The 20,327-nt window shown below is 41.4% G+C and carries 24 protein-coding genes; 17 read left to right on the top strand and 7 right to left on the bottom strand.

What is annotated here, in order from left to right; translation table 11 throughout:
• The first annotated feature begins 4 nt into the window (after nucleotides 1-4).
• Genes B2O97_RS18315 through B2O97_RS18305 form a run of 3 tightly spaced genes read left to right on the top strand, consistent with a single transcriptional unit; the run spans nucleotide 5 to nucleotide 3,139 of the window.
• Nucleotides 5-1,360 (top strand): Dyp-type peroxidase, encoded by a 1,356-nt coding sequence (locus B2O97_RS18315; protein ID WP_286767840.1) that lies wholly within the window; start codon nucleotides 5-7, stop codon nucleotides 1,358-1,360.
• 17 nt (nucleotides 1,361-1,377) lie between these two features.
• Nucleotides 1,378-2,514, top strand: coding sequence for a catalase family protein (locus B2O97_RS18310; protein ID WP_112373457.1), 1,137 nt, complete (start codon nucleotides 1,378-1,380; stop codon nucleotides 2,512-2,514).
• A complete protein-coding gene (locus tag B2O97_RS18305; RefSeq protein ID WP_201303490.1) occupies nucleotides 2,489-3,139 on the top strand; it encodes a 3-hydroxyacyl-CoA dehydrogenase NAD-binding domain-containing protein in 651 nt (216 codons plus the stop codon). The genes B2O97_RS18310 and B2O97_RS18305 overlap by 26 nt, the downstream gene beginning before the upstream one ends.
• Before the next feature lie 637 nt (nucleotides 3,140-3,776).
• Here B2O97_RS18305 and B2O97_RS18300 read toward each other — a convergent pair.
• Nucleotides 3,777-4,049, bottom strand: a complete 273-nt coding sequence (locus B2O97_RS18300; RefSeq protein WP_286767839.1) for a hypothetical protein — start codon at nucleotides 4,047-4,049, stop codon at nucleotides 3,777-3,779.
• A 35-nt stretch (nucleotides 4,050-4,084) separates the two neighbouring features.
• Here B2O97_RS18300 and B2O97_RS18295 point away from each other — a divergent pair, with 35 nt between their 5' ends.
• The 3 genes from B2O97_RS18295 (at nucleotide 4,085) to B2O97_RS18285 (ending at nucleotide 5,647) form a co-directional block, all read left to right on the top strand.
• The gene (locus tag B2O97_RS18295; RefSeq protein WP_112373455.1) at nucleotides 4,085-4,474 is read left to right on the top strand and encodes a DoxX family protein; all 390 of its coding nucleotides are present in this window, start codon (nucleotides 4,085-4,087) and stop codon (nucleotides 4,472-4,474) included.
• Nucleotides 4,475-4,733: 259 nt separating this feature from the next.
• The gene (locus tag B2O97_RS18290) at nucleotides 4,734-4,988 is read left to right on the top strand and encodes an FUSC family protein (RefSeq protein ID WP_112373454.1); all 255 of its coding nucleotides are present in this window, start codon (nucleotides 4,734-4,736) and stop codon (nucleotides 4,986-4,988) included.
• 56 nt (nucleotides 4,989-5,044) lie between these two features.
• Nucleotides 5,045-5,647 carry a hypothetical protein gene (locus B2O97_RS18285; protein WP_112373453.1) on the top strand — a complete coding sequence of 201 codons (603 nt, stop codon included), beginning with the start codon at nucleotides 5,045-5,047 and terminating at the stop codon, nucleotides 5,645-5,647.
• A gap of 89 nt (nucleotides 5,648-5,736) precedes the next feature.
• On the opposite strand, the gene B2O97_RS18280 is transcribed toward B2O97_RS18285, so the two are convergent.
• Nucleotides 5,737-6,126, bottom strand: coding sequence for a VOC family protein (locus tag B2O97_RS18280; protein ID WP_046674292.1), 390 nt, complete (start codon nucleotides 6,124-6,126; stop codon nucleotides 5,737-5,739).
• Nucleotides 6,127-6,200: 74 nt separating this feature from the next.
• On the opposite strand from B2O97_RS18280, the gene B2O97_RS18275 reads away from it, so the two are divergent.
• Nucleotides 6,201-7,385, top strand: a complete 1,185-nt coding sequence (locus tag B2O97_RS18275; RefSeq protein WP_286767838.1) for an MFS transporter — start codon at nucleotides 6,201-6,203, stop codon at nucleotides 7,383-7,385.
• Between the two features lie 4 nt (nucleotides 7,386-7,389).
• Nucleotides 7,390-8,139: a DeoR/GlpR family DNA-binding transcription regulator gene (locus B2O97_RS18270; RefSeq protein WP_115047512.1), complete on the top strand. Its 750-nt coding sequence runs from the start codon at nucleotides 7,390-7,392 to the stop codon at nucleotides 8,137-8,139.
• Nucleotides 8,140-8,269: 130 nt separating this feature from the next.
• Here B2O97_RS18270 and cobA read toward each other — a convergent pair whose 3' ends face one another.
• Nucleotides 8,270-9,031, bottom strand: a complete 762-nt coding sequence (gene cobA, locus B2O97_RS18265) for a uroporphyrinogen-III C-methyltransferase (protein ID WP_286767837.1) — start codon at nucleotides 9,029-9,031, stop codon at nucleotides 8,270-8,272.
• Between the two features lie 199 nt (nucleotides 9,032-9,230).
• On the opposite strand from cobA, the gene nirB reads away from it, so the two are divergent.
• The 4 genes from nirB to B2O97_RS18245 are packed head-to-tail and all read left to right on the top strand — an operon-like array spanning nucleotide 9,231 to nucleotide 13,398.
• Nucleotides 9,231-11,747 (top strand): nitrite reductase large subunit NirB, encoded by a 2,517-nt coding sequence (nirB, locus tag B2O97_RS18260; protein ID WP_286767836.1) that lies wholly within the window; start codon nucleotides 9,231-9,233, stop codon nucleotides 11,745-11,747.
• Nucleotides 11,748-11,799: 52 nt separating this feature from the next.
• Nucleotides 11,800-12,129, top strand: coding sequence for a nitrite reductase small subunit NirD (gene nirD / locus B2O97_RS18255; RefSeq protein ID WP_286767835.1), 330 nt, complete (start codon nucleotides 11,800-11,802; stop codon nucleotides 12,127-12,129).
• Between the two features lie 48 nt (nucleotides 12,130-12,177).
• Nucleotides 12,178-12,990, top strand: coding sequence for a formate/nitrite transporter family protein (locus B2O97_RS18250; protein WP_112373447.1), 813 nt, complete (start codon nucleotides 12,178-12,180; stop codon nucleotides 12,988-12,990).
• A gap of 6 nt (nucleotides 12,991-12,996) precedes the next feature.
• Nucleotides 12,997-13,398 carry a hypothetical protein gene (locus B2O97_RS18245; protein ID WP_236560135.1) on the top strand — a complete coding sequence of 134 codons (402 nt, stop codon included), beginning with the start codon at nucleotides 12,997-12,999 and terminating at the stop codon, nucleotides 13,396-13,398.
• A 53-nt stretch (nucleotides 13,399-13,451) separates the two neighbouring features.
• Here B2O97_RS18245 and B2O97_RS18240 read toward each other — a convergent pair whose 3' ends face one another.
• Nucleotides 13,452-14,159 carry a Crp/Fnr family transcriptional regulator gene (locus B2O97_RS18240; RefSeq protein WP_115047516.1) on the bottom strand — a complete coding sequence of 236 codons (708 nt, stop codon included), beginning with the start codon at nucleotides 14,157-14,159 and terminating at the stop codon, nucleotides 13,452-13,454.
• 231 nt (nucleotides 14,160-14,390) lie between these two features.
• Here B2O97_RS18240 and B2O97_RS18235 point away from each other — a divergent pair, with 231 nt between their 5' ends.
• Nucleotides 14,391-14,948: a hypothetical protein gene (locus B2O97_RS18235; protein ID WP_146752970.1), complete on the top strand. Its 558-nt coding sequence runs from the start codon at nucleotides 14,391-14,393 to the stop codon at nucleotides 14,946-14,948.
• Nucleotides 14,949-15,075: 127 nt separating this feature from the next.
• Here B2O97_RS18235 and B2O97_RS18230 read toward each other — a convergent pair whose 3' ends face one another.
• Nucleotides 15,076-15,321, bottom strand: a complete 246-nt coding sequence (locus tag B2O97_RS18230) for a hypothetical protein (protein ID WP_286767834.1) — start codon at nucleotides 15,319-15,321, stop codon at nucleotides 15,076-15,078.
• Between the two features lie 233 nt (nucleotides 15,322-15,554).
• Here B2O97_RS18230 and B2O97_RS18225 point away from each other — a divergent pair, with 233 nt between their 5' ends.
• Nucleotides 15,555-16,079 (top strand): hypothetical protein, encoded by a 525-nt coding sequence (locus tag B2O97_RS18225; protein WP_201639556.1) that lies wholly within the window; start codon nucleotides 15,555-15,557, stop codon nucleotides 16,077-16,079.
• Between the two features lie 11 nt (nucleotides 16,080-16,090).
• Here B2O97_RS18225 and B2O97_RS18220 read toward each other — a convergent pair whose 3' ends face one another.
• Nucleotides 16,091-17,005, bottom strand: coding sequence for a helix-turn-helix domain-containing protein (locus tag B2O97_RS18220; RefSeq protein ID WP_112373442.1), 915 nt, complete (start codon nucleotides 17,003-17,005; stop codon nucleotides 16,091-16,093).
• A gap of 74 nt (nucleotides 17,006-17,079) precedes the next feature.
• Nucleotides 17,080-17,928, bottom strand: a complete 849-nt coding sequence (locus B2O97_RS18215; protein ID WP_112373441.1) for an SDR family NAD(P)-dependent oxidoreductase — start codon at nucleotides 17,926-17,928, stop codon at nucleotides 17,080-17,082.
• A gap of 211 nt (nucleotides 17,929-18,139) precedes the next feature.
• Between B2O97_RS18215 and B2O97_RS18210 the strand changes: the two genes are divergently transcribed.
• The 3 genes from B2O97_RS18210 to B2O97_RS18200 all read left to right on the top strand — a co-directional run bounded on the left by B2O97_RS18210 (nucleotide 18,140) and on the right by B2O97_RS18200 (nucleotide 20,172).
• Nucleotides 18,140-18,601 carry a redoxin domain-containing protein gene (locus B2O97_RS18210; RefSeq protein ID WP_286752985.1) on the top strand — a complete coding sequence of 154 codons (462 nt, stop codon included), beginning with the start codon at nucleotides 18,140-18,142 and terminating at the stop codon, nucleotides 18,599-18,601.
• A 2-nt stretch (nucleotides 18,602-18,603) separates the two neighbouring features.
• The gene (locus B2O97_RS18205) at nucleotides 18,604-19,113 is read left to right on the top strand and encodes a DsbA family protein (protein ID WP_286767833.1); all 510 of its coding nucleotides are present in this window, start codon (nucleotides 18,604-18,606) and stop codon (nucleotides 19,111-19,113) included.
• A gap of 234 nt (nucleotides 19,114-19,347) precedes the next feature.
• Nucleotides 19,348-20,172, top strand: a complete 825-nt coding sequence (locus tag B2O97_RS18200; RefSeq protein WP_112373435.1) for an alpha/beta fold hydrolase — start codon at nucleotides 19,348-19,350, stop codon at nucleotides 20,170-20,172.
• The last annotated feature ends 155 nt before the right edge of the window (nucleotides 20,173-20,327 follow it).

The following is a 20,327-nucleotide window of genomic DNA, read 5'->3' as shown; positions in this document are numbered from 1 at the left end:
CATTATGGCAATAGATTTCTTAAAAAGAATTTTCAATAGGGATAAAGTCAATATAGCATTAGAAGAAATTCAGGCTTTGGTACTCCGAAGCAGACCAATTCCTTATTACGGTACAGTGGCTCTTTTGGAGATTAAAGATGCGACTAACGCAAAACAGACGTTGAAAAACCTAATTCCTTTGGTGAATTCAGCAGAAAATTGGGATCAAAATGACGGCTCTTCGGTTTCTATTACCTTCACCTATAAAGGATTGGAGAAAATTGGCCTTCCCAAAGATTCTTTGGATTCTTTTCCTGAATCTTTCAAGGAAGGAATGGCTAAAAGGGCTGATTTTTTAAATGATATCGGGGTTAATGATCCTAAAAATTGGGAGAGGGATTTCAAAAATGCCAACATCCATATTGCGGCAGCTATTATTGCCAATAACAAAACCGATTGGAAGGCAAAATTTGAAGAGTTTAAATCCAAATTACACGATAGTTCTGGCGTTCAGGTTTTAATTAGTCACGATTTTGGGGCGACCGAAGAAGTGAAAAATGTCTTTGGATTCCGCGATGGCATCAGCAATCCCGAAATTGAAGGCAGCGGTATTGATGTTCCTCCAGGTTTTGATAGACCCTTGAAAGCTGGCGAATTTGTGTTGGGCTACCCTGGCGAAGGCGACATTACGAAACCGTATCCGCAACCCGATGTTTTGGGCAAGAACAGCTCGTTTATGATTTTTAGAAAATACCAAAGTCAAGTTGCCGATTTCAATAAATACATTCAAGAAAATACCAATTCTGCCGAAGAGGGCGAACTTTTGGCTGCGAAAATGGTGGGACGTTGGCGAAGTGGTGCTCCGCTGGTTTTGTCGGCGGATAAAGACGATAAAGAGCTTGGTGAGGATATGAACAAGAACAATCATTTCTCTTTCAAAGGGGATGAAGATGGTAAAAAATGTCCTTTCAGTTCGCATATCCGAAGAATGAATCCTAGAGATTCCAAATCATTTGTGTTGGAAGATGAGCGTCTGCACCGCATTATTCGACGTAGTGTGACTTTTGGGGACATTGTTCCACCAGAAGTTACCAAGGATGATGGCAAAGAGCGGGGTCAATATTTCATGGGTATCAGTGCTGATGCGATGGGAACGCTTGAATTTTTGCAAAAACAATGGGCAAATGATGGGAATTCTCAGAATTTGGGAACCGAAAAAGACCCAATGATTGGCGTTCAGGATAAAGAGGGATTGTTTACGATGCCTGCCGATCCATTGGTGAAAAGATACCGTGGTTTGCAAACGTTCAACTTAGTAAAAGGTGGTGAATATTGTTTTATTCCGAGTATTTCCGCTCTAAAATGGATCAGTGAATTGTAACAGCTAAAAATGTAAGCATGAGCGAAAATGTAAAATACAGCTATGATTTAGAAGAAATTCCTGCGAATTTTGACAAATATATAGCTAAGATTAATAAAGATATTCAAGATTATATCAGAAATACGCCTGAGATTAGTAAAATAGCACACCATACGCGTGATGCGCATGCCAATGGCTATGCCGCACTAAAAGCAGAGGTTGAAATTTTAACCAATCTACCCGAAGAACTGGCTCAAGGCATTTATAAGCAAGCTGGAAAATACGAAGCTGTCGTGCGGTTTTCGAACGGATCATCTCGTGTGTTGCCCGATAAATTAAGCGGAAATGCACAGGGTTTTGCGTTGAAAATTTTTGGTATTAAAGGTAAAAAATTAGCTCCGGGTGAGGAAGATTCACCTAATGTTGATTATAATTTGATTAATAATCCAGTGTTTTTCTGCAACACGGCAGCACATTATGTGTTTATTTCGAAGTTATTTTTACAGCTAAACGATTTCTTTGAAAGAGGTGCTTTGGGTAAGTTGGAATTTGCCACTTTATGGGTGACTGAAAACAAAAAAGCTTTCCCAAATTTTGAAGCATTAAAGGAATTGGGCGCTTTAAAAACATTTGAAAAAATCCCTTCTATAAACAGTTTTTTGTATGAATTTTACAGTATGGGTGCTGTTCGTCATGGCGATTATATGGCGAAAATTCGAATTGCACCTACTGTCGAAACTCAAAATCTTATTACCGAAAAAGATATTGATATAGATAGTGCCGATTGGCCTTACCGCAAGGGGATTATCAAAGAAATTGCGAAAAACGATTTGACTTTTGAATTGCAAATTCAGTTGTGCAAAGACCTAAAAAAGATGCCGATTAATGATCTGACCGAAGAATGGTCGCAGGAATTATCGCCTTTTCAAACGGTTGCAAAAATTAGAATTCCGAAACAACAGGTTCCTGTAGATGGCAATTTTGATGTGATGGAAAATTTATCTTTTACACCATTCCGCACGTTGGAAGAAAATGCGCCTATAGGCAATTTGCAAAGAGCAAGGCAATCGGCATACGTCACTTCTTCCACGGCAAGGCACGATCTTAATCATAAAAAAAGAAGAGAGCCAACGAATTTGCAAGAAGCCTTTGACCCTAATTTTTATAAACTTTAATTGTCGTACAAATGAATTCAATAAAAAAATCACCGTAGCGGGTAGTGGTGTTTTGGGTTATCAAATCGCTTTTCAGACTGCTTTTCACGGTTTTGATGTTACCGTTTATGACATCAATGCGGAGATTGTAAATAGAGCAAAATCAAAATTTGATGATTTAGCAAAAAATTATCGTATCGATATTCAAGCTACCGATGCGCAAATAGCAGCGGCAAAGGAGCATTTGAGCTATACGAGTAATCTGGAGGAAGCGCTTAAAGATGCCGATTTGCTTATTGAAGCTATTCCAGAAGAAATCCAAATAAAAAAGGATTTTTACAAACAGGCAGCGCAATTGGCTGCTGACAAAACGATTTTTGCAAGTAATTCTTCTACCTTATTGCCGAGTCAATTTGCAGATAGTACGGGTAGGCCACAACAGTTTTTGAATCTACATTTTGCCAATCAAATATGGTTGCGCAATACAGCTGAAATCATGGCACATCCTAAAACGGATGAAAATATCAAGAAAGAAATTATTCAGTTTTCTAAAGATATCGGTATGGTGCCTATTGTCGTGAATAAGGAAGTTCACCACGGGTGGCGGGCCCTGTTTTTTCTTTTTCTTCTGCGCCGAGATGCTTAACGTAAGTAAGGATAGACTGAATACGATAATATATTTTTTCATGTGTGTACTTTGTCTTTTGTCGTTAAAGCAAAGATGTACATTTTAAGACTAGTCTTTTCTGTGGATTTATATCCGATCGCTTTGGCTTACGATTCGTTGCAGCTGAAGCAATAGTTTTTTACAATACCGTCCGACGGATAGCATCATGGTAAGAATAGTGTGTTGATTGTAAAAGCTCACTGATCAATCAATGATCAAGGAGCTTTTTGTTAAAGGGAGTAAGACGATTTGTGAAATAGGCGTTGGTCTAATTCGATTCGATCTTATACACGTAATTCGGGATTTTTGGGTTCTTGACAGTGGGTAAAGACAGCTGTAGCGTATCTCTTCCTTGTGTCCATTTCACCTTTGAGGAACTCCCGAGAAGCGCTAAACTTTTGATGTTGAGACTACTTTTTGCGAGCTCCGGCTCCTGATCTCAAACTGCCTGTTTGTAAGTTTTTCAACCCGTTTAATCGAGTATTAAGAAATTGACATAACAGTAGCTCTAGGAGCATGGGTATAAATATAGGGAAACATGCTCAGGTTTTGGATTTGAGAAAGGCAGCTGTTCTTATATTTCTTCGAAAACGTTTGAGTGCCGGCAGTTGTTCCGTTAGTGATACCGATCTGCACTACAGGAAAGAGTCAGGATGCAGTGACGTACCATTTGTCTATCTGAAAAAGCGGCCTTGCTCTGAGGAGATCGGCCGCTTTTTGTTATTCCTTCGATCCCCATTCCTTTCCGCACCCAAAAATCATCGGTAGGATAGCACATCAAATCAACACGCTTGGGCATAACGACAGCCTCGTTGAGTAAACTTGTAATATGTTGCTGTTCTTTCTGATCATAGGCTATGACATTGATGCGTTGCAATAGGTCAAACAATTTTACGTCGAATGATGTACTTTGAATAAAAAGCTATGGATAAATCACATATGCAGAAGATTGCACGGGTTGGATTAGGTGCTTTTTTGGTTGTTGCCGGTATTGGACATCTGACCTTTGCCCGTAAGGAATTTCAGGCTCAGGTGCCAGACTGGGTTCCGATCTCCAAAGATGATACGGTTGTATATTCGGGTTTTGCGGAAATTGCTCTTGGTGCTACATTGATTTTAGCACCTGCCAAACAGCGATCGAACGTTGGAAAAATTGCAGCAGCATTTTTTGCAGCCGTGTTTCCCGGAAATATTGCCCAATATACAGACCATCGGGATGGCTTTGGATTGGATACGGATGGAAAGCGGCTCGCCCGTTTATTTTTTCAACCCCTATTGGTGGCCTGGGCATTGCAAAGTACAAGCAAGAGCTGATTGGGTGAAAACTGGTCGATCAGAAGCTGATACAAATTGGAAAAAAAACAAACCATCTGCCTGCGGCTGTTGTCCTATAGGTATCCATGTAAGGAGTAACTTAGTTAAAAAGGTCGGGTGTTCCATTTTCATCCGACCTTTTTTATTTTTTTGCGCTATTATTTTTGCTAATTTCCAACCTTTTCTGTTTTTTTATTGCCCATTTAAATAATTATATTCGCATCAACATACAAAATAACTAACCTATAAAAGTATAGACATGATGGAAGAAAAGAAATTAAATGAACTCAGTAATGAAGAGTTGTTGGTTCTTAAGAAGAAAGCCAAACCCACGAAAATCATCAATGCATCGATCATTGGCTTTTGTTTAGGGATAGCCGCCTACAGTGTATTCGTCGCAGGCATAACCTGGCCGACAATTTTTCCCCTGATTCTGGCGGTCCTAGCCTATAAATATTTTGGTAAAAATGAAAAGGCTGTCGATGCGGAGTTGAAAGCCCGGAATCTCAAATAGAAAAAAGCAAACCATTGCAGTTGCGCTGTTGTTTCTTTTTAAAAGAATAGCAGAACATGAGAAGGGAACAAATAGACGCATGGATAGCCCAAGGCTACAATGTGCTGGAGCAGAAGAAACCTAAAGTCGTGCAGGGCGATATCTGGGAATACCTCAACCGCTGTGACGGACAAGGTACGGAGGTGTATGCCTTATCCGAGCTGCAAAAATGGTCGGATCAGGAACTTGCGCAGATGGAACTGAAAAAATATGCGGACCAGTATGGACAGATGGGCGAGAAGCTGTTTCTACGGAATGAAGCAATTCGAAATAAAGACGTTGAAAAGTATGAGGCATTTTTACTACTATTTTTTCCGGACAGCGTTGAAAAAGAGCTGGAGGAAGCTCGCTTTTTGGCCGATCGTGTAAAACGTGTCAGTAAGGAAGAAATGGAACAATGGGTCGTATCGAATCATGTCAATGTACTGATGTCGGATCTTCATTGCCTGGACTATGGTTCCATTATGAGCGGTATGGTGCTTCCCTCCGAAGAGGTAGTCAGTTATACCGACGATGGGCTCAGCGACACCATTGATTGTCACGTCACCCCCATGGAGTTCTTTTCCCATACCGACCACGACTACTACTGGATCGACCCTGTTATAAAAAATCGTAATTGAATCCCTTAAATAGGCCTTTTGGACTTTCTTTTCATACGGATTAAGGTAAAGCAACTCGAGCACCATCGAGATGCTTTATTTTTTTTCGTTTAAGCTACAATTTCTATTGGATTTCCCTCTGGATCAAGTATGACACTTTCATAATACCCATCGCCCGTCGTACGGGGTTCGCTTTCGATAATATATCCATCCGACCGTAATTGCTCGGTCAACTTATCGACAGCATCTTTTCCACCGACGCTTAGGGCTAGATGGGTATAACCTTTGCTCAGGCTTCTGTCAGCTGCTGCTGCAGTGATATCAATACGGTTCATAATCTCTAAACGTGCGTCTGACTCGCGGAATTTAAGAAAGTAGGATGAAAACCCTTTCTTCGGGTTATGGTATTTTTCTCCGCTAACAGTACCAAAGTATTTGGCGTAAAAAGCACGTATTTTCTCGAGGTCATCGACCCACAGGGCGAGGTGTTCTATTCGCATGGCAAATCTTTTTATTTAATTACATTGCAATATTATGCAAATTTGCGTAATATTGCAATGTAAAATTTATCAGAATGTTGAACAAACCGATCATTAACGAATCGATAATTAAGGCAAAAACAGCGACACAGGTTATGTTTTTGGTATGTGGCCTCGCGCTATCAAGCTGGGCACCGATGGTACCTTTCGCCAAGGACCGTCTTGGTCTTAACGATGGAGAACTGGGGCTTTTACTGCTGTGTTTGGGTGGTGGTGCACTATTAACGATGCCTCTCTCTGGTTTTTTTATCGGGAAACTTGGGAGTAGACAAGTGATTTTGATCTCAGGTATAATTGCTGCCGTTGTGCTCCCTGTTCTGTTGATGGTAACAAATAGCTATTTGATGGCCTGTGTTCTTTTTATATTTGGCTGCAGTATAGGTAGTATAGATGTGGCTATGAACGCACATGGTGTGCAGGTTCAGAATGCCATGGGTAAACCGATCATGTCATCTTTACATGGGCTGTTCAGCGTAGGTGGCCTATTTGGATCGATCGGCTTGGGTTTTCTGATAAAGATGGGGCTAATTCCGATTTATGCGGCAGTTACTATCGCTATCTTTTTAATACTGCTATTGATCTTACAATATCGAAAGCTGCTGGGTTACCATAAGGAAAAGGAAATCATTGTCGAGTTTTCCCACATTGATGAGACTCGGGTTTCCAAAAAAAGATTTCAATGGCTCAGGTGGAGTGTGCTGGTACTTGGACTGATGTGTTTCATCGCCTTTCTGTCGGAGGGAGCGATGTTGGATTGGAGCGCCATATTCTTGCGGGATCACAAAGGCGTATCTCCGGAATTTACGGGAATTGGATATGCGGCCTTCTCCGTAGCGATGGCGGTGATGAGATTGCAGGGAGATCGATTAGTAAGCAAGCTGAATAGTAAAGTGGTGGTGATCGGTGGGAGCCTATTGGCGTCATTAGGTATTTTGATCCTGGTATTTAGTCCCTGGCTTTTTGTTACACTTGTTGGATTTGTCCTGTTGGGACTGGGAGCCGCCAATATTGTCCCTGTATTTTTTAGCGAGGGTGGCCGGATTGAAGGACTTTCACCGACAGTAGCCATTCCGGTTATTTCAACCATGGGCTATGCAGGTCAGCTGGCAGGACCGGCGCTTTTGGGTGCTATTGCACAGCATTTTTCTTTGATCATTGCTTTCGAAACAATAGCTTTACTTTTTCTAGTGGTAGCCCTTATCTATAAAATCAGGAAGTAATAGCATGTTAAAAGAAGAGCGTTTTGAGGTAATACTCCGCGAATTGGCGAGTCGGAGGAAGGTGAAATTTGAAGAACTGGCGGTATTGTTGGCGGTATCGGAAGATACCATCCGTCGCGACATAGATCTTCTCTATCGGAACGGCTTGCTTTCCAAGACCAGGGGTGGGGCTATGCTTCGCGAAAAAGATCCGTTGACTTTCCAGGATAGGCAATCGTTTCTGACCAAAGAAAAAGATATTATTGCATTAAAAGTACAGCCGTTTCTGAAAGATGGCATGACCCTTTTTGTGGATGGTGGCACTACGACATGGGCCGTAGTGAATGCGATGCCATTGGATATCCGGATCCGGATGGTTACAAATAATTTTTCCATCGTGCCGCTGCTCGAGAAGTTCAAAAATGTAGAACTTATTTTTTTGGGTGGTAATTTTGAACCCGATCTGGCTGTAACTTCAGGCATCACAACCTGTATGGAAGTTGCTAAATATAACGCCGATATCTTTATTATGGGAACTTGTGCTGTAGATCCTGAGCTCGGTGTATCGGCAACGTCAGCTGCAGATGGCGAAACAAAAAAGATGATGGTGCAATGTGCAAAGAAAACAATAGCCTTAGCCAGCCAGAATAAGCTTTATCAAGGGGAACTGTTTAGGGTATGTCCAATAGATTCGCTCACGGCATTGATCACCGACCTGGACTCCAATGATTCCGAACTGAATCCCTTTAGAAATATGGATCTGCAGATTGTATAGACGGCCTGACTATTTTGGCCTTGTATTGTGGTCGAATTCAGCGAATAATCATCCCTGCGGCAAGCTCTTCTGTTTACGTGCTGCTGCGAAGTGGTATTGTTGTGTCCGGCAGAATGACGGGCAGATAGCGTTAGATGATGTGCCTTTTTTCGGTAGCCAGTGTCAATGTATGTTGTAGATTCACGACGTCGCCTATGATAATGATGGCTGGATGTCCCATGTTATACTCTTTGCTTATTTTTACGAGATCTTTGACTTTGCAATGCACTTGTCTTTGTTGAGGTAAGCTTGCGTGCTGTATAATCGCGGCTGTTGTTTCTCCTTTACCGTGTAACACATAAGTACGTGCAATTTCGTCGAGCTTACGCATGCCCATATAGATAACTACTGTAGATCTGCTCTGAACCGCTAGTTGCAGATCGGATGAAAGGGTTCCATCTTTCTTCATGCCTGTCAATACCCATACGCCTTCACTTACACCGCGATGTGTTAATGGAATATTATGAAGGCCTGCGCCTTGCATGCTGCTGATACCCGGAATATAGGTGATGTCAATGGATCTGTTTTGCACGGTAAGCCATTCTTCAAAACCCCGGCCAAAAAGATAGGGATCACCACCTTTAAGTCGTAGCACCCTGTCGAATTTGCTGCAGTAATGTAGGATAAGTTCATTTATTTCTTCCTGAGGAACGTATTTTCCATAAGGATGCTTGCCAACATAGTGTTTTAAGCAGTTTTTGTCTGCTATTTGAAGGATTTCTTGATTAATTAGGTTGTCATATAGGATCACTTCAGCATTTTCTATCGCTTTATAAGCTTTTATGGTAAGTAATTCGGGGTCTCCCGGTCCAGAACCTACAATAAATAAGGTTTTTTTCTTTATTTCTTTCATTATATCCTTTTTTTTTGTTTTTATTTTATATAAAAGTATTAAAAAAATATGACTAAAATCATGTTTTGTGTTAATTTTTATGTTTTATTTTTGAAAAAATATTATAAAAATCATATTTATTTTGATTTTTTGATTTTTTATTCCATAAATTAGTGTTATTGAAAGTGTAAATTGATTTTTTTCAATAAAAATTATGATTATGGATAGAAAAAATGTTGTTATTATCGGAAATGGTATGGTTGGTAATAAGATTTGTGAAAAATTAAAGCAAAAATCTAATAACCTAGGTATAACTGTATTCGCAGAGGAGTCAATTCGAGCTTATGATCGTGTTCATTTGACAGATTACTTCAAAGTTTCGTCCATTAATGAACTTTTTTTGCTAAAAAATGAGTGGTATATAGAGAATAATGTAAAAATCCATTTAGATGATCCTGTTATTGCTATAAATCTCTTGAAAAAGGAAGTGAAGTCTCTAAAAGGGATTACATTAAATTATGACTATTTGGTTTTTGCGACAGGTTCTGCCCCTTTTGTTCCTCCTATTCCTGGGATTGAGAAAGAAGGGGTGTTTCTCTACCGTACAATCGAAGACTTGGAGTTGATTAAGGCTTATGCGGCAAAGGTCAAAACTGGTACGGTCATGGGGGGCGGACTTTTGGGTCTTGAAGCGGCTAAAGCTCTCCTAGATCTTGGCCTAAAAGAAACTGCTGTGATTGAATTTGCTCCCCGCCTGATGCCACGCCAGATCGACGATAGTGCCAGTGTGCTTTTGCAGCATAAGCTCGCGGAATTGGGCTTGCGTTGCTTATTGCAAAAATCCACAAGTCAACTGCTAGGTGATGATCGCCTCACAGGAGTCGCCTTTAACGACGGCACCTCCATGGCGACAGATCTGCTGGTGATATCGGCTGGTATACGTCCCCGTGACGAACTCGCCAAGAAGTCGGGCCTAGCTGTCGGTGAACGGGGTGGAATTTTGGTGAATGCACAGATGCAGACCTCAGACCCTTCAGTTTATGCCATCGGTGAATGCGCCTTGGTGAATGATATGATTTATGGTCTGGTGGCGCCTGGGTATGAGATGGCTGAAATTGCGGCAGCTCAAATCATAGGAGAAGAAAAATCTTTTATAGGGTTTGATATGAGCACTAAACTGAAACTGATGGGAGTTGATGTGGCAAGTTTTGGAGATCCTTTTATCAGTGAACCTTATGCTCGAACGATCTTATTGGAGGATCGTAATAAGGGTATTTATAAACGACTAAACGTCAGTACAGATGGAACGCGGCTATTGGGCGGAATACTTGTCGGGGAAGCGACAAGTTACAACATGTTGCTTCAGATGGTTAACAATAACCTCCCATTAGCAGAACATCCAGAACTTCTCCTTTTCGACCAGCAGCGTGAAAGTAGGTCGGCTTCTTCTGGTCTAGAGGCTCTTCCTGATGCGGCGCTAATCTGCAGTTGTGAAGGAGTTTCTAAAGCACAGATTTGTGATGCTGTAGCAACTAAAAATTGTGAAAATGCGGACGCCGTAAAGAAATGTACCAAAGCCGGATCAGGATGCGGCGGCTGTGTGCCGATGATTAAGGACCTTGTTAATTACACCATGAAACAGCAAGGGAAATATATCCGGAGTACCATCTGCGAACATTTCGATTTGAGCCGTCAGGAGCTTTATGATCTGATCAAGATCCACGAGCTCAAAAGTTATGATCATGTATTGGATGTGCTGGGCCATGGCCATGGATGCGAAGTCTGTAAACCTTTGGTGTCTTCCTTGCTTGCCAGTCTTTGGAACGAGATGATTCTTGGCAAGGGTAATGATGTGGCTCAGGATAGCAACGACCGTTATCTGGCTAATATACAAAAGGGTGGGACATATTCGGTGGTCCCGCGTATTCCAGGCGGTGAAATTACCCCGGATAAACTGATCGTTATTGGGGAGGTGGCCAAGAAATACAGGTTATATACAAAAATTACGGGTGGACAGCGCATTGACTTATTTGGTGCACATCTCAATGATCTGCCATTGATTTGGGAAGAACTTATTGCTGCGGGTTTTGAAAGTGGACATGCTTATGGTAAGGCATTACGGACTGTTAAAAGCTGTGTAGGCAGTACCTGGTGTCGGTTTGGGTTGCACGATAGTGTTTCTTTTGCGATACGGATAGAGGAACGCTATCGTGGACTACGTGCTCCGCATAAGATCAAGTCGGCCGTTAGTGGTTGTATTCGCGAGTGTGCTGAAGCGCAGAGTAAGGATTTTGGAATTATTGCAACCGAAAAAGGTTGGAACCTTTATGTTTGCGGCAACGGTGGAAGTAAGCCGCAGCATGCCTTATTATTAGCCTCGGATATCGATAGTGAAACCTGTATCCGTTATATCGATCGTTTTTTGATGTTTTATATCCGCACCGCGGATCCGTTAACGCGGACTGCTACCTGGCTCAATAAAATGGAGGGCGGAATAGATTATCTAAGAAATGTTGTGGTACAGGATAGTCTGGGGATGGGTGATTCCTGGGAACAGGATATGCAGCTGCTTGTTGATAGTTATCGCTGTGAATGGAAAGTCGCTGTGGAGGATCCGGAAATTCGTAAACGCTTTGTTCATTTTGTAAATGCACCAGAGGAGAAGGATGAAACTGTTCGCTTCGAAAGCTTTCGCGGACAGAAGAAAGCTGCAGATTGGAACATCAATACTTATTAAATATAGAATCACTAAACCTTTTAATTGAAATCATATGAATATGCAAATTGACATGCAGTGGCTGAAGGCTTGCCGGATTGAAGATGCCATTGAAAACGGCGGAGTCTGTCTTAAATTGAATAACGAACAGGTGGCCTTGTTTTATTTTGCCCGCCGCAATGAGTGGTATGCCACGCAGAATGAATGTCCGCACAAACGGCAGATGATTTTAAGCCGCGGGATGTTGGGCTCTTTGGGTGAGACGCCGAAAGTCGCTTGTCCTTTCCATAAAAAAACCTTTGCCCTAGACACAGGTGAATGTCTTTCGGGTGATGAATGTGCGATTAAAACTTACCCGGTGAAGGTTGAAAACGGAAGTGTTTTTATTGGAATGACTGCTTAGCTAAGCTAATAAATAACTGAATCTAAAACCTTTTAAAACAAAAATACCATGGATTATATTAGCCCAAAAGAGGTTGCTGGTGCAATGATGAATACCGCAATCTACAAATCTACGCTTCCAATCAAAGATCTATTGATACGGGGAGCATTGTCAGGAGCCTTATTGGCAATTTCTGTCACACTCGCACTATTGGCGACTTCCCAGACGGGACTGAGCTTAGTCGGTGCATTTGTTTTTCCGGTGGGTTTTGTCATTATCGTTATCCTTGGTCTGGAGCTGGTGACGGGAAGCTTTTCGCTGGTGCCTTTAGCCTGGTTTGAAGGTAAGATCAATTTTAAGGCGATGGCCAATAATCTTTTCTGGGTTTTTCTGGGCAACTTGTTGGGCAGTGTGCTCTTTGCGATTTTGTTCTGGGCGGCTAGCACAGAGACCGGGCAGTCGAGCCAGCTCGGAAATATCGAACATAGTCTGATTCTGATCAGTGAAAAGAAAACCCTTGGATACAGCAGTCATGGTGCGGCGGGTTTGTTTTCGGCTTTTGTCAAAGCTATTCTGTGTAATTGGATGGTCTGTATGGGCGTGGTGATGTCTATGACTTCAAAGTCTACCCTTGGTAAAATTCTAGCTGCGGGTATTCCGATCTTTATATTCTTTGCATTAGGTTATGAGCACGCTGTTGTTAACATGTTTGTGATCCCTGCCGGGATGATGTTTGGTGCAAAAGTGACGATCTCCGACTGGTGGCTTTGTAATCAGCTGATCGTAACCGCTGGAAACATTGTTGGCGGTCTGCTATTTACGGGGATGGCTATCTATTATACTTATCATCAAAAAGAAAAGGTATCAACTTCACAAAATTGAATTTTTATGGATCAAATGAAAAAACTATTGACGCTAATCTTGTTGCTGATTGCTGGCGATAGAATTTATAGTCAGGAAAAAATAATAAAAGGCAGTTTGTTTGAAGGCATTGCGGTAGCGGGCTACGTCGATCGGGGTGTTTACTTCAATTGTACCGGGCCAGCTGTGAAATACATATTCGCACCCAAAAGCTGCCTGTTGCTTGGTCTATTACCTAGCTTAAAACTGAAAGAAGATAAGGTTGAATCGGGGAAGCCAAAGAACTCCTGGATCACGCCCTCTCTGGGATTTGGTTTAACGGCTGTATTCCGACATATTGCCATTCAGCTGCCAGCATTCTATACCGCAAAAACGAGTGCTGCTGATGGTAAATGGAGATTGGGAGTCGGTATGGGCTTTAAATTTTAAGGTGATGTATTTTTAAGGGAATATATGATTTGGGGAGTCGTTGGCTTTTCTAGCTAGTTTAACTCCCCATTGTTTTCTTCTGATAGATCCTGTAAAAGCTGGAGGTTTTTAATAAAAATATCTTTTTTGTCCATTATGATGGCTCCTAATTCGATAAGTTCGCTCAGCGTACGATATACGGTCTCGTACGTAGCGCCTACGTAGGAAGCCAAGTCTTTTTTGCTTAGGGATAATCCAATATATCCATCCTTATGTCCCTCGCTGAAAACACGGTGAAGTAACAATAGGCTCCAGGCAAGGCGATTTTTAACAGCGAGCTGTGTCAGGCGGGTCATCTTTTGTTCAGAAAGATGTAGTTCGTCGGCAAAAAACAACATCAACCGGTAACTCAGCTCTGGATTTATGCGTAGCGTGGACAGGAAGAACGGCATTTCGACGAAGCAGAGTTGTGACACTTCCAGGGTTGTTGCAGAAATAGGGTAGACAGTTTGTTCGGTACTGATTCCGCGATGGCCAACGATATCTCCTTTTTTTGCAAATCGTACAATGGTTTCTTTATCCCCCAGATTACGGTGAACTTTGACAAGTCCCGACTGGATGAAATAAATTCCCCGAACGGATTCTCCTTCGGAGATAAACTGTTCACCTTTTTTTAATTTGATATTCTTCCGATGAAGGTCGATCTGTCCGAGCCAATCTTGTAAGACATAACGGCACATAAGGCAGGAGTGATCGCAAGGATTTGTTTTCTTCGATTTCATCAAAGTCTGATTCGTATAATGGACGGTGTGTTATCTGTCCAAAGTTATTATCTATTCGTTTAAATTCCTATTTTACCTTTTATAAAAACAGTATATCTTTTGATTTTAACTTATTAATGTGTGGAACTGGATGAAATTTTGCATCTCCATAATGTCGGCATCTTGTTGATGCGGTTATTTGAAACCAGCATGTATTGTTTTCTTCGATTTAGTGTAAAGACCAATAGTATTATGAATCAAAGAACTTATTTAATTTTTGTTACTCTTTATTGCATGTTGCCTCTGTTTTTATCCTGTGGTTCCAAAGAGAAACAGCGGGAAAAGGAATTACGGATTTTGTTCAGTCGAGAATTCGTTGATGAACAGTATAGTCAAGAAAGATACTTGAGTGATTCTTATAAACATCATGCGGTTGATTTTTTTGCGGCCAAGAATGATACCTTTCCATTAGCGAAATGGGACATTCTTCTCGATGAATTAGATAAGTTAAAGCGGTACAAACCTGAAAAGAATGATATAGGGCATAAACATAACTATTGCTCGAATCTAGAGATTGAGTTTTTTGATCATGAAAAATCCTTATGTCAATTATGTTTGAATCCAGATAATAAAACTTTAAGACTGAATTATTTGGTGTATGAGGCTTCTCCTGAACTGATTTCTTTTTTTTGTAATTACATTTCGGCAGATTCGGCAGCTCTGGCTTCTAGTGGAAAAGGTTACTATGTGAAAAAAGTAATGTTTAACGACAGGAGTGTAATTCAAAAATTCATCGAGAGAAAAAAATGAGGGCGATGAGTTTCTGTTAGCCCACCTTAAAACGTTTGGGATATTCGCCGGTGTTATCTAGGCTAAAAAAATACTCATTCCACCAGTTTTCGATTTCCAAGTCCATACCAATCATATTGGTCAGTTCCTACGCTGTATCCAGCTCTTCTTCCATCGGGATAAAAGTCGAATTGTTAACAAAGGCTTCACAACTTGTATTGCATTGCCCATTTTTCCAGCGATAGAGCGCTTTAAGATTCTGAGGTATCTCCATATCATATTGCTGTTCAAGGGCCCTAAACTCTTCTGCCGATAACGAGGACTGTAGATCGATATACAGCTCAGGTCTTAGATTTTGGATATAACTGTCTAATGTGGCTAGTGTCTGTTGCATAATGGTGGATTTTTGATGCATTCATAAAGTTAGTCATAATTGCCTGAGTATGCGAATTATCATGTGCGCTATGGATCGTATGAAAAGTTAAAAATGTTAATAATTATTTAATGGGAATTAGTGTAAATTTATGTCAGCATAACGCTGTAGCTATGTTCATCATTGGATAAAACGATAGCAGATGTTCAAGTGTTATTTATGCAGGTATCCTTTTTATAATTTACTGAATACGCATGAAAAAGATCGAACTAGTCCCACTTGTTGGGATTCAAATTGAAGGTATTGGTCAAGTTAATCTTGGTGCGGGCCGTGCTGAAGTTCAAGGTGTGCTTGGTGCTCCTTCAGATGCGCTGGACGACCAATATTATTATGATGAACTCGAATTGAGACTTGATTTTAATGATCAGGGAACATTGGAATTTATAGAAAGCATCAATGGACCCTATCCAGAAAAAACTGAAATCAATATCTATGGTGTTAATCCATTTCAGGTCGAAGCAGCTGAACTGGTCAATCTCTTAACGGATAAAAATCAGGGTGAGGTTGATGATGCCGAAGCGGGATATTGCTATACATTTTTAAATAGCTCTGTGGGCGTCTGGAGACAGATGACTGAAGAGGATGTTCAGGAGGAGATTGAGGAAATCAAAGCCGATGGCGAATACGAAGACAATGCGGATATGCTGCTGGAGGACCTTAAAAAGTCAAAGTTCTTTTGGACGATTGGCATTGGGGTAGCGGGATATTACGCGGAGTAAAGATAAATAACCTACTGAAATTGTTGCCTAAATTCCACGGGACTTTGTTGGGTATTCTTTTTGAACACTTTACTGAACGACTGTGGATGTTCGAAACCCAGTTCATAGGCGATTTCACTGATGGAAAGGGAACTCGTGCTTAGCCTTAATTTGGCATACTCGATCATTTTATGCTGAATATGCTGTTGGGTGTTTTGTTGGGTGTAGATACGCAGCAAACTGCCCAGGTAGTTTGGTGATAAATTGAGCTGCTGCGCCAGGAAGCTGACGGTTGGTACGCCATGCTCCACAAGTATGTGTTGCTGAAACTGTGCTGACAGTAACTGCTCAAACTTGGTGACCAGCTCTTGGGTCGATCGTTTGCGGGTGATAAATTGACGTTCGTAAAATCGTTCGGCGTAAATCAGCAAGCGCTCGATCTGTTTGATAATGAGTTCGCGGCTAAATTTATCGATATTGGACTGATACTCTTTTTCTATATTCTGCAGAATATCGACAATGATGGCTTCTTCTTTGTCCGAAAGAAAAAGCGCTTCATTGACCTGATATTGGAAAAAATCGTAGGAGTGAATATGTTTTGCCAGTTCGCTGTTCCAGAGAAAATCGGGATGGATCAACAAAATCCAGCCGCTGGGTTGTGCCTGCACTTGCTGATTGATCTCCACTTGTAGAAATTGTAGGGGCGAGATAAAAGTGAGTATGCCCGAGTCGAAGTCATAGTGCTGCTGTCCATAATTGAACCGGGCATTTACATTTCGCTTTAAACCGATCGAATAAAAATGTTGTATCCAATTCAATTTGCTGTCATTTATGGGGTAATGTACTTGACTATAATCAACCAAGCTCATCAATGGATGTTCGGGCTTAGGTAGTCCGCAAAAGCTGTGGAATTCCGAAAGCGAATGAAAGCGAAATGTATTCTCCATGTTGTAAATTTAATGAATTTCTAATTTGATTATTGTGAAATATCCTAGGAAGCTCCTTATACTGAACTAAGCTGTTATACGGATTGCTCGAAAGCTGTTGACACGGTATAACTTTTCCATTTTTCGATCTCCGTCATAAGCATATTGATCTTATTTTTTGCCAGCTCATACGCATCCTCGCCCATTAAAAAATGAACTGGGGGCTGTGCGAGCGTACTTAACTCAATTAATAAGGTTGCTGCTTTGTGGGGATCGTTTGCCTGATTGCCATGGATCTGATGCAGATGGGTAGCTTCGTTTTCTCGGGCAGTGACGTACGCAGCGATTGGATTGGCTGCGGTGTGTAAGGATCCCTCGGATAAAAAATCAGTTCTGAAGTAACCGGGATACACCAAGGTCGTGTGTACACCAAAAGGTTCCATTTCGACAGCGAGGGCTTCGGTAAAGCCTGCGACAGCAAATTTGGTGGAGCAATAAACACCAAAGGCTGGATAATTTCCTGCGAGTCCGCCGATAGATGCTATATTGAAAATATGTCCCGCTTGTTGGCGTCGCATATGGGGGGCAATATGCCTGATGGCATTAAGTGATCCAAAGACATTCACTTCGAAGTTGCGGCGTGCTTCCCGATCACTGAGCTCCTCTAGGGTGCCGGTCTGACCATATCCGGCATTGTTGACCAATACATCAATCTTTCCGAAATAATCAATGGCCGAGAGTACTGCCCGGGCAACGTCTTTGTCATCGGTAATGTCCACTTCAAGCGGTAGAAAATTTTCCTGATCGCCGATTTCATCTTCTAGGGCCTGTTTTGTTCGTGATGTGGCAACCACAAGATAACCTTGGGCGAGCAATTCTTTAACGAGACTGAGACCTAGCCCTTTGGAAGCGCCAGTGACAAACCATACTTTTTGTGATTTCATGTATTTCTTTTTTTAAATAAATTGATGTTACAAAGGTGGCTAATCGATCGAGTTTGGATGTAGGCAGATCAACGGATATTGTAGTCAAATCGTGGATAGCTATTTTTTCCTTAAAACAATTTTAGCTTTTAAGTGCTTTATTTAAAGATGATGCACATCTATTTTAAGGTTGTGCACCTTGAGATGGTCGATAAACTTTAAAGACGTTGATATGTTAAAAGAAAATGATGTTGCTCCTGATTTTACCTTGTACGCGACACCCGATCAAAAAATTAGATTATCAGAATTTAAGGGGCATAATGTGATATTGGCATTTTATCCGGCAGATTGGAGTCCGGTATGTAGCGATCAGATGGCCTTATATAATGAAATGCTCAAATATTTTAAAAAATATGATGCCGAAATTATGGGTATTTCCGTTGACAGCAAATGGTGCCATATGGCCTTTGCGCAATCCCGAAAGCTGCATTTTCCACTTTTAGCCGATTTTGAAGCTAAAGGCGAGGTCGCCAAGAAGTATGGTGTTTACGATGAAGAGGAAGGGGAGTGCAAGCGCGCACTTTTTGTGATTGATAAGGAGGGCGTTATCGCTTGGAGTTATCTGTCTCCGACTGCGGTCAATCCGGGTGCAGACGGTATTATCGAAGCATTGGAGAATCTTAAATCAAAATAATTATGTCATTGAAACCGAAGGTCAGCAATGCTGACCATATATTGGGAAATGGCCAGGCCGATCTGACCATTGTTGAATATGGGGATTACCAATGTCCGCATTGTGGTGCAGCTCATCCAATTATAAAAGAAATGATGGCCGAACTGGGAAGCCAGATCAGGTTTGTATTCCGCAATTTTCCGCTTTCGGAGATGCACCCCTATGCAAAACCCGCAGCATTGGCGGCGGAGGCTGCAGCACTGCAAGGGAAATTTTGGGAGATGCATGATGCCATTTTTGAACACCAAAACTTGCTGAGTGAAAGATTGCTGCTGGATATCGCCGAGCAACTGGATTTGGACATGTCGAAGTTCAAATCTGATTCGCAGGACGAGGCGTTACAGGATCGCGTGGATGGCGATTTTGAAAGTGGTATGCTTAGCGGCGTTAATGGGACACCGACATTTTTTGTTAATGGACAGAAATTTGATGGTGGAGCGGAAGATTTGGTTCAAATATTAGGTGAAAACTGAATATATGAATACTATTTAAACACAGGTGAGCACACGACGAGAAGTCTCTTGCAGGATAATAGATCGTATCGTAAAAACGAATGAACCTGTTGTATAAATAACGAAATATCGTTGTTTTTAAATTGACTTTTAATTTTTTAGTATGCTTAAATACAGTTGTATATGTTTGTTGGACTATGAATTGCAATCCAATTAACATATCATGTAAACAATAAAATTCTTAAACTACTCATCATGGCAACATTCAAAGTTCAAGACGGAACAGAAATTTATTACAAGGACTGGGGAACAGGACAACCGATCGTATTTCATCATGGTTGGCCTTTATCCAGCGACGATTGGGACGCGCAGTTGATGTACTTCCTCGAAAAAGGGTACCGTGTGATCGCACACGATCGCCGGGGTCATGGTCGCTCGACACAGACGGCGACAGGAAATGAGATGGATACCTATGCGTCGGATATTGCACAATTGGTAGAAGCATTGGATTTAAAAGATGCCATCCATATTGGTCACTCAACAGGTGGTGGCGAGGTCGTTCGCTACATAACCAATCACGGTACTTCTCGGGTTTCAAAAGCTGTATTGATCAGTGCGGTTACCCCGACCATGGCTAAGAGTGCTACAAATCCCGATGGTGTACCAATGGAGGTTTTTGACGAAATAAGATTGAATACTGCAACACGCAGACAACAGTATTTTCAAGATTTTACCCTCGCTTTTTATGGCTATAACCGCGATGGAGCGAATGTACAGCAAGGCGTGATGGACAACTGGTGGCGGCAAGGGATGATGGGCGGTATTAAGGCACACTATGATTGTATCAAAGCGTTCTCTGAAACTGATTTTACAGAAGAACTTAAAAAAGTCGAGATTCCTGTCTTAGTATTGCATGGTGAAGATGATCAGATCGTACCGATTGATATCACGGGTAGAAGAGCGGCTAAGTTAGTCCAAAATGGTACTTTAATTACCTATCCCGGTTTTCCACATGGAATGCCTACTACAGAAGCGGAGACCATTAATAAGGATATTTTGGATTTTATTAGCGGAAAATAAGCGCATACAACAAAAAGCGATAACAAAAAGATGCTGCCTTNNAAGGCAGCATCTTTTTGTTATCCTATCTTAGAGCTATTTCTATTGGTCACTTTGGCGGGAAGGAAAGTAACAGATGAGCATTGCTATGCTAGAAAGTATAATCAGCTGCTTAG

Source organism: Sphingobacterium sp. UBA865 (assembly GCF_002295765.1).
Taxonomy (GTDB): domain Bacteria; phylum Bacteroidota; class Bacteroidia; order Sphingobacteriales; family Sphingobacteriaceae; genus Sphingobacterium; species Sphingobacterium multivorum.
This window is presented reverse-complemented; position numbering and strand designations above follow the sequence as displayed.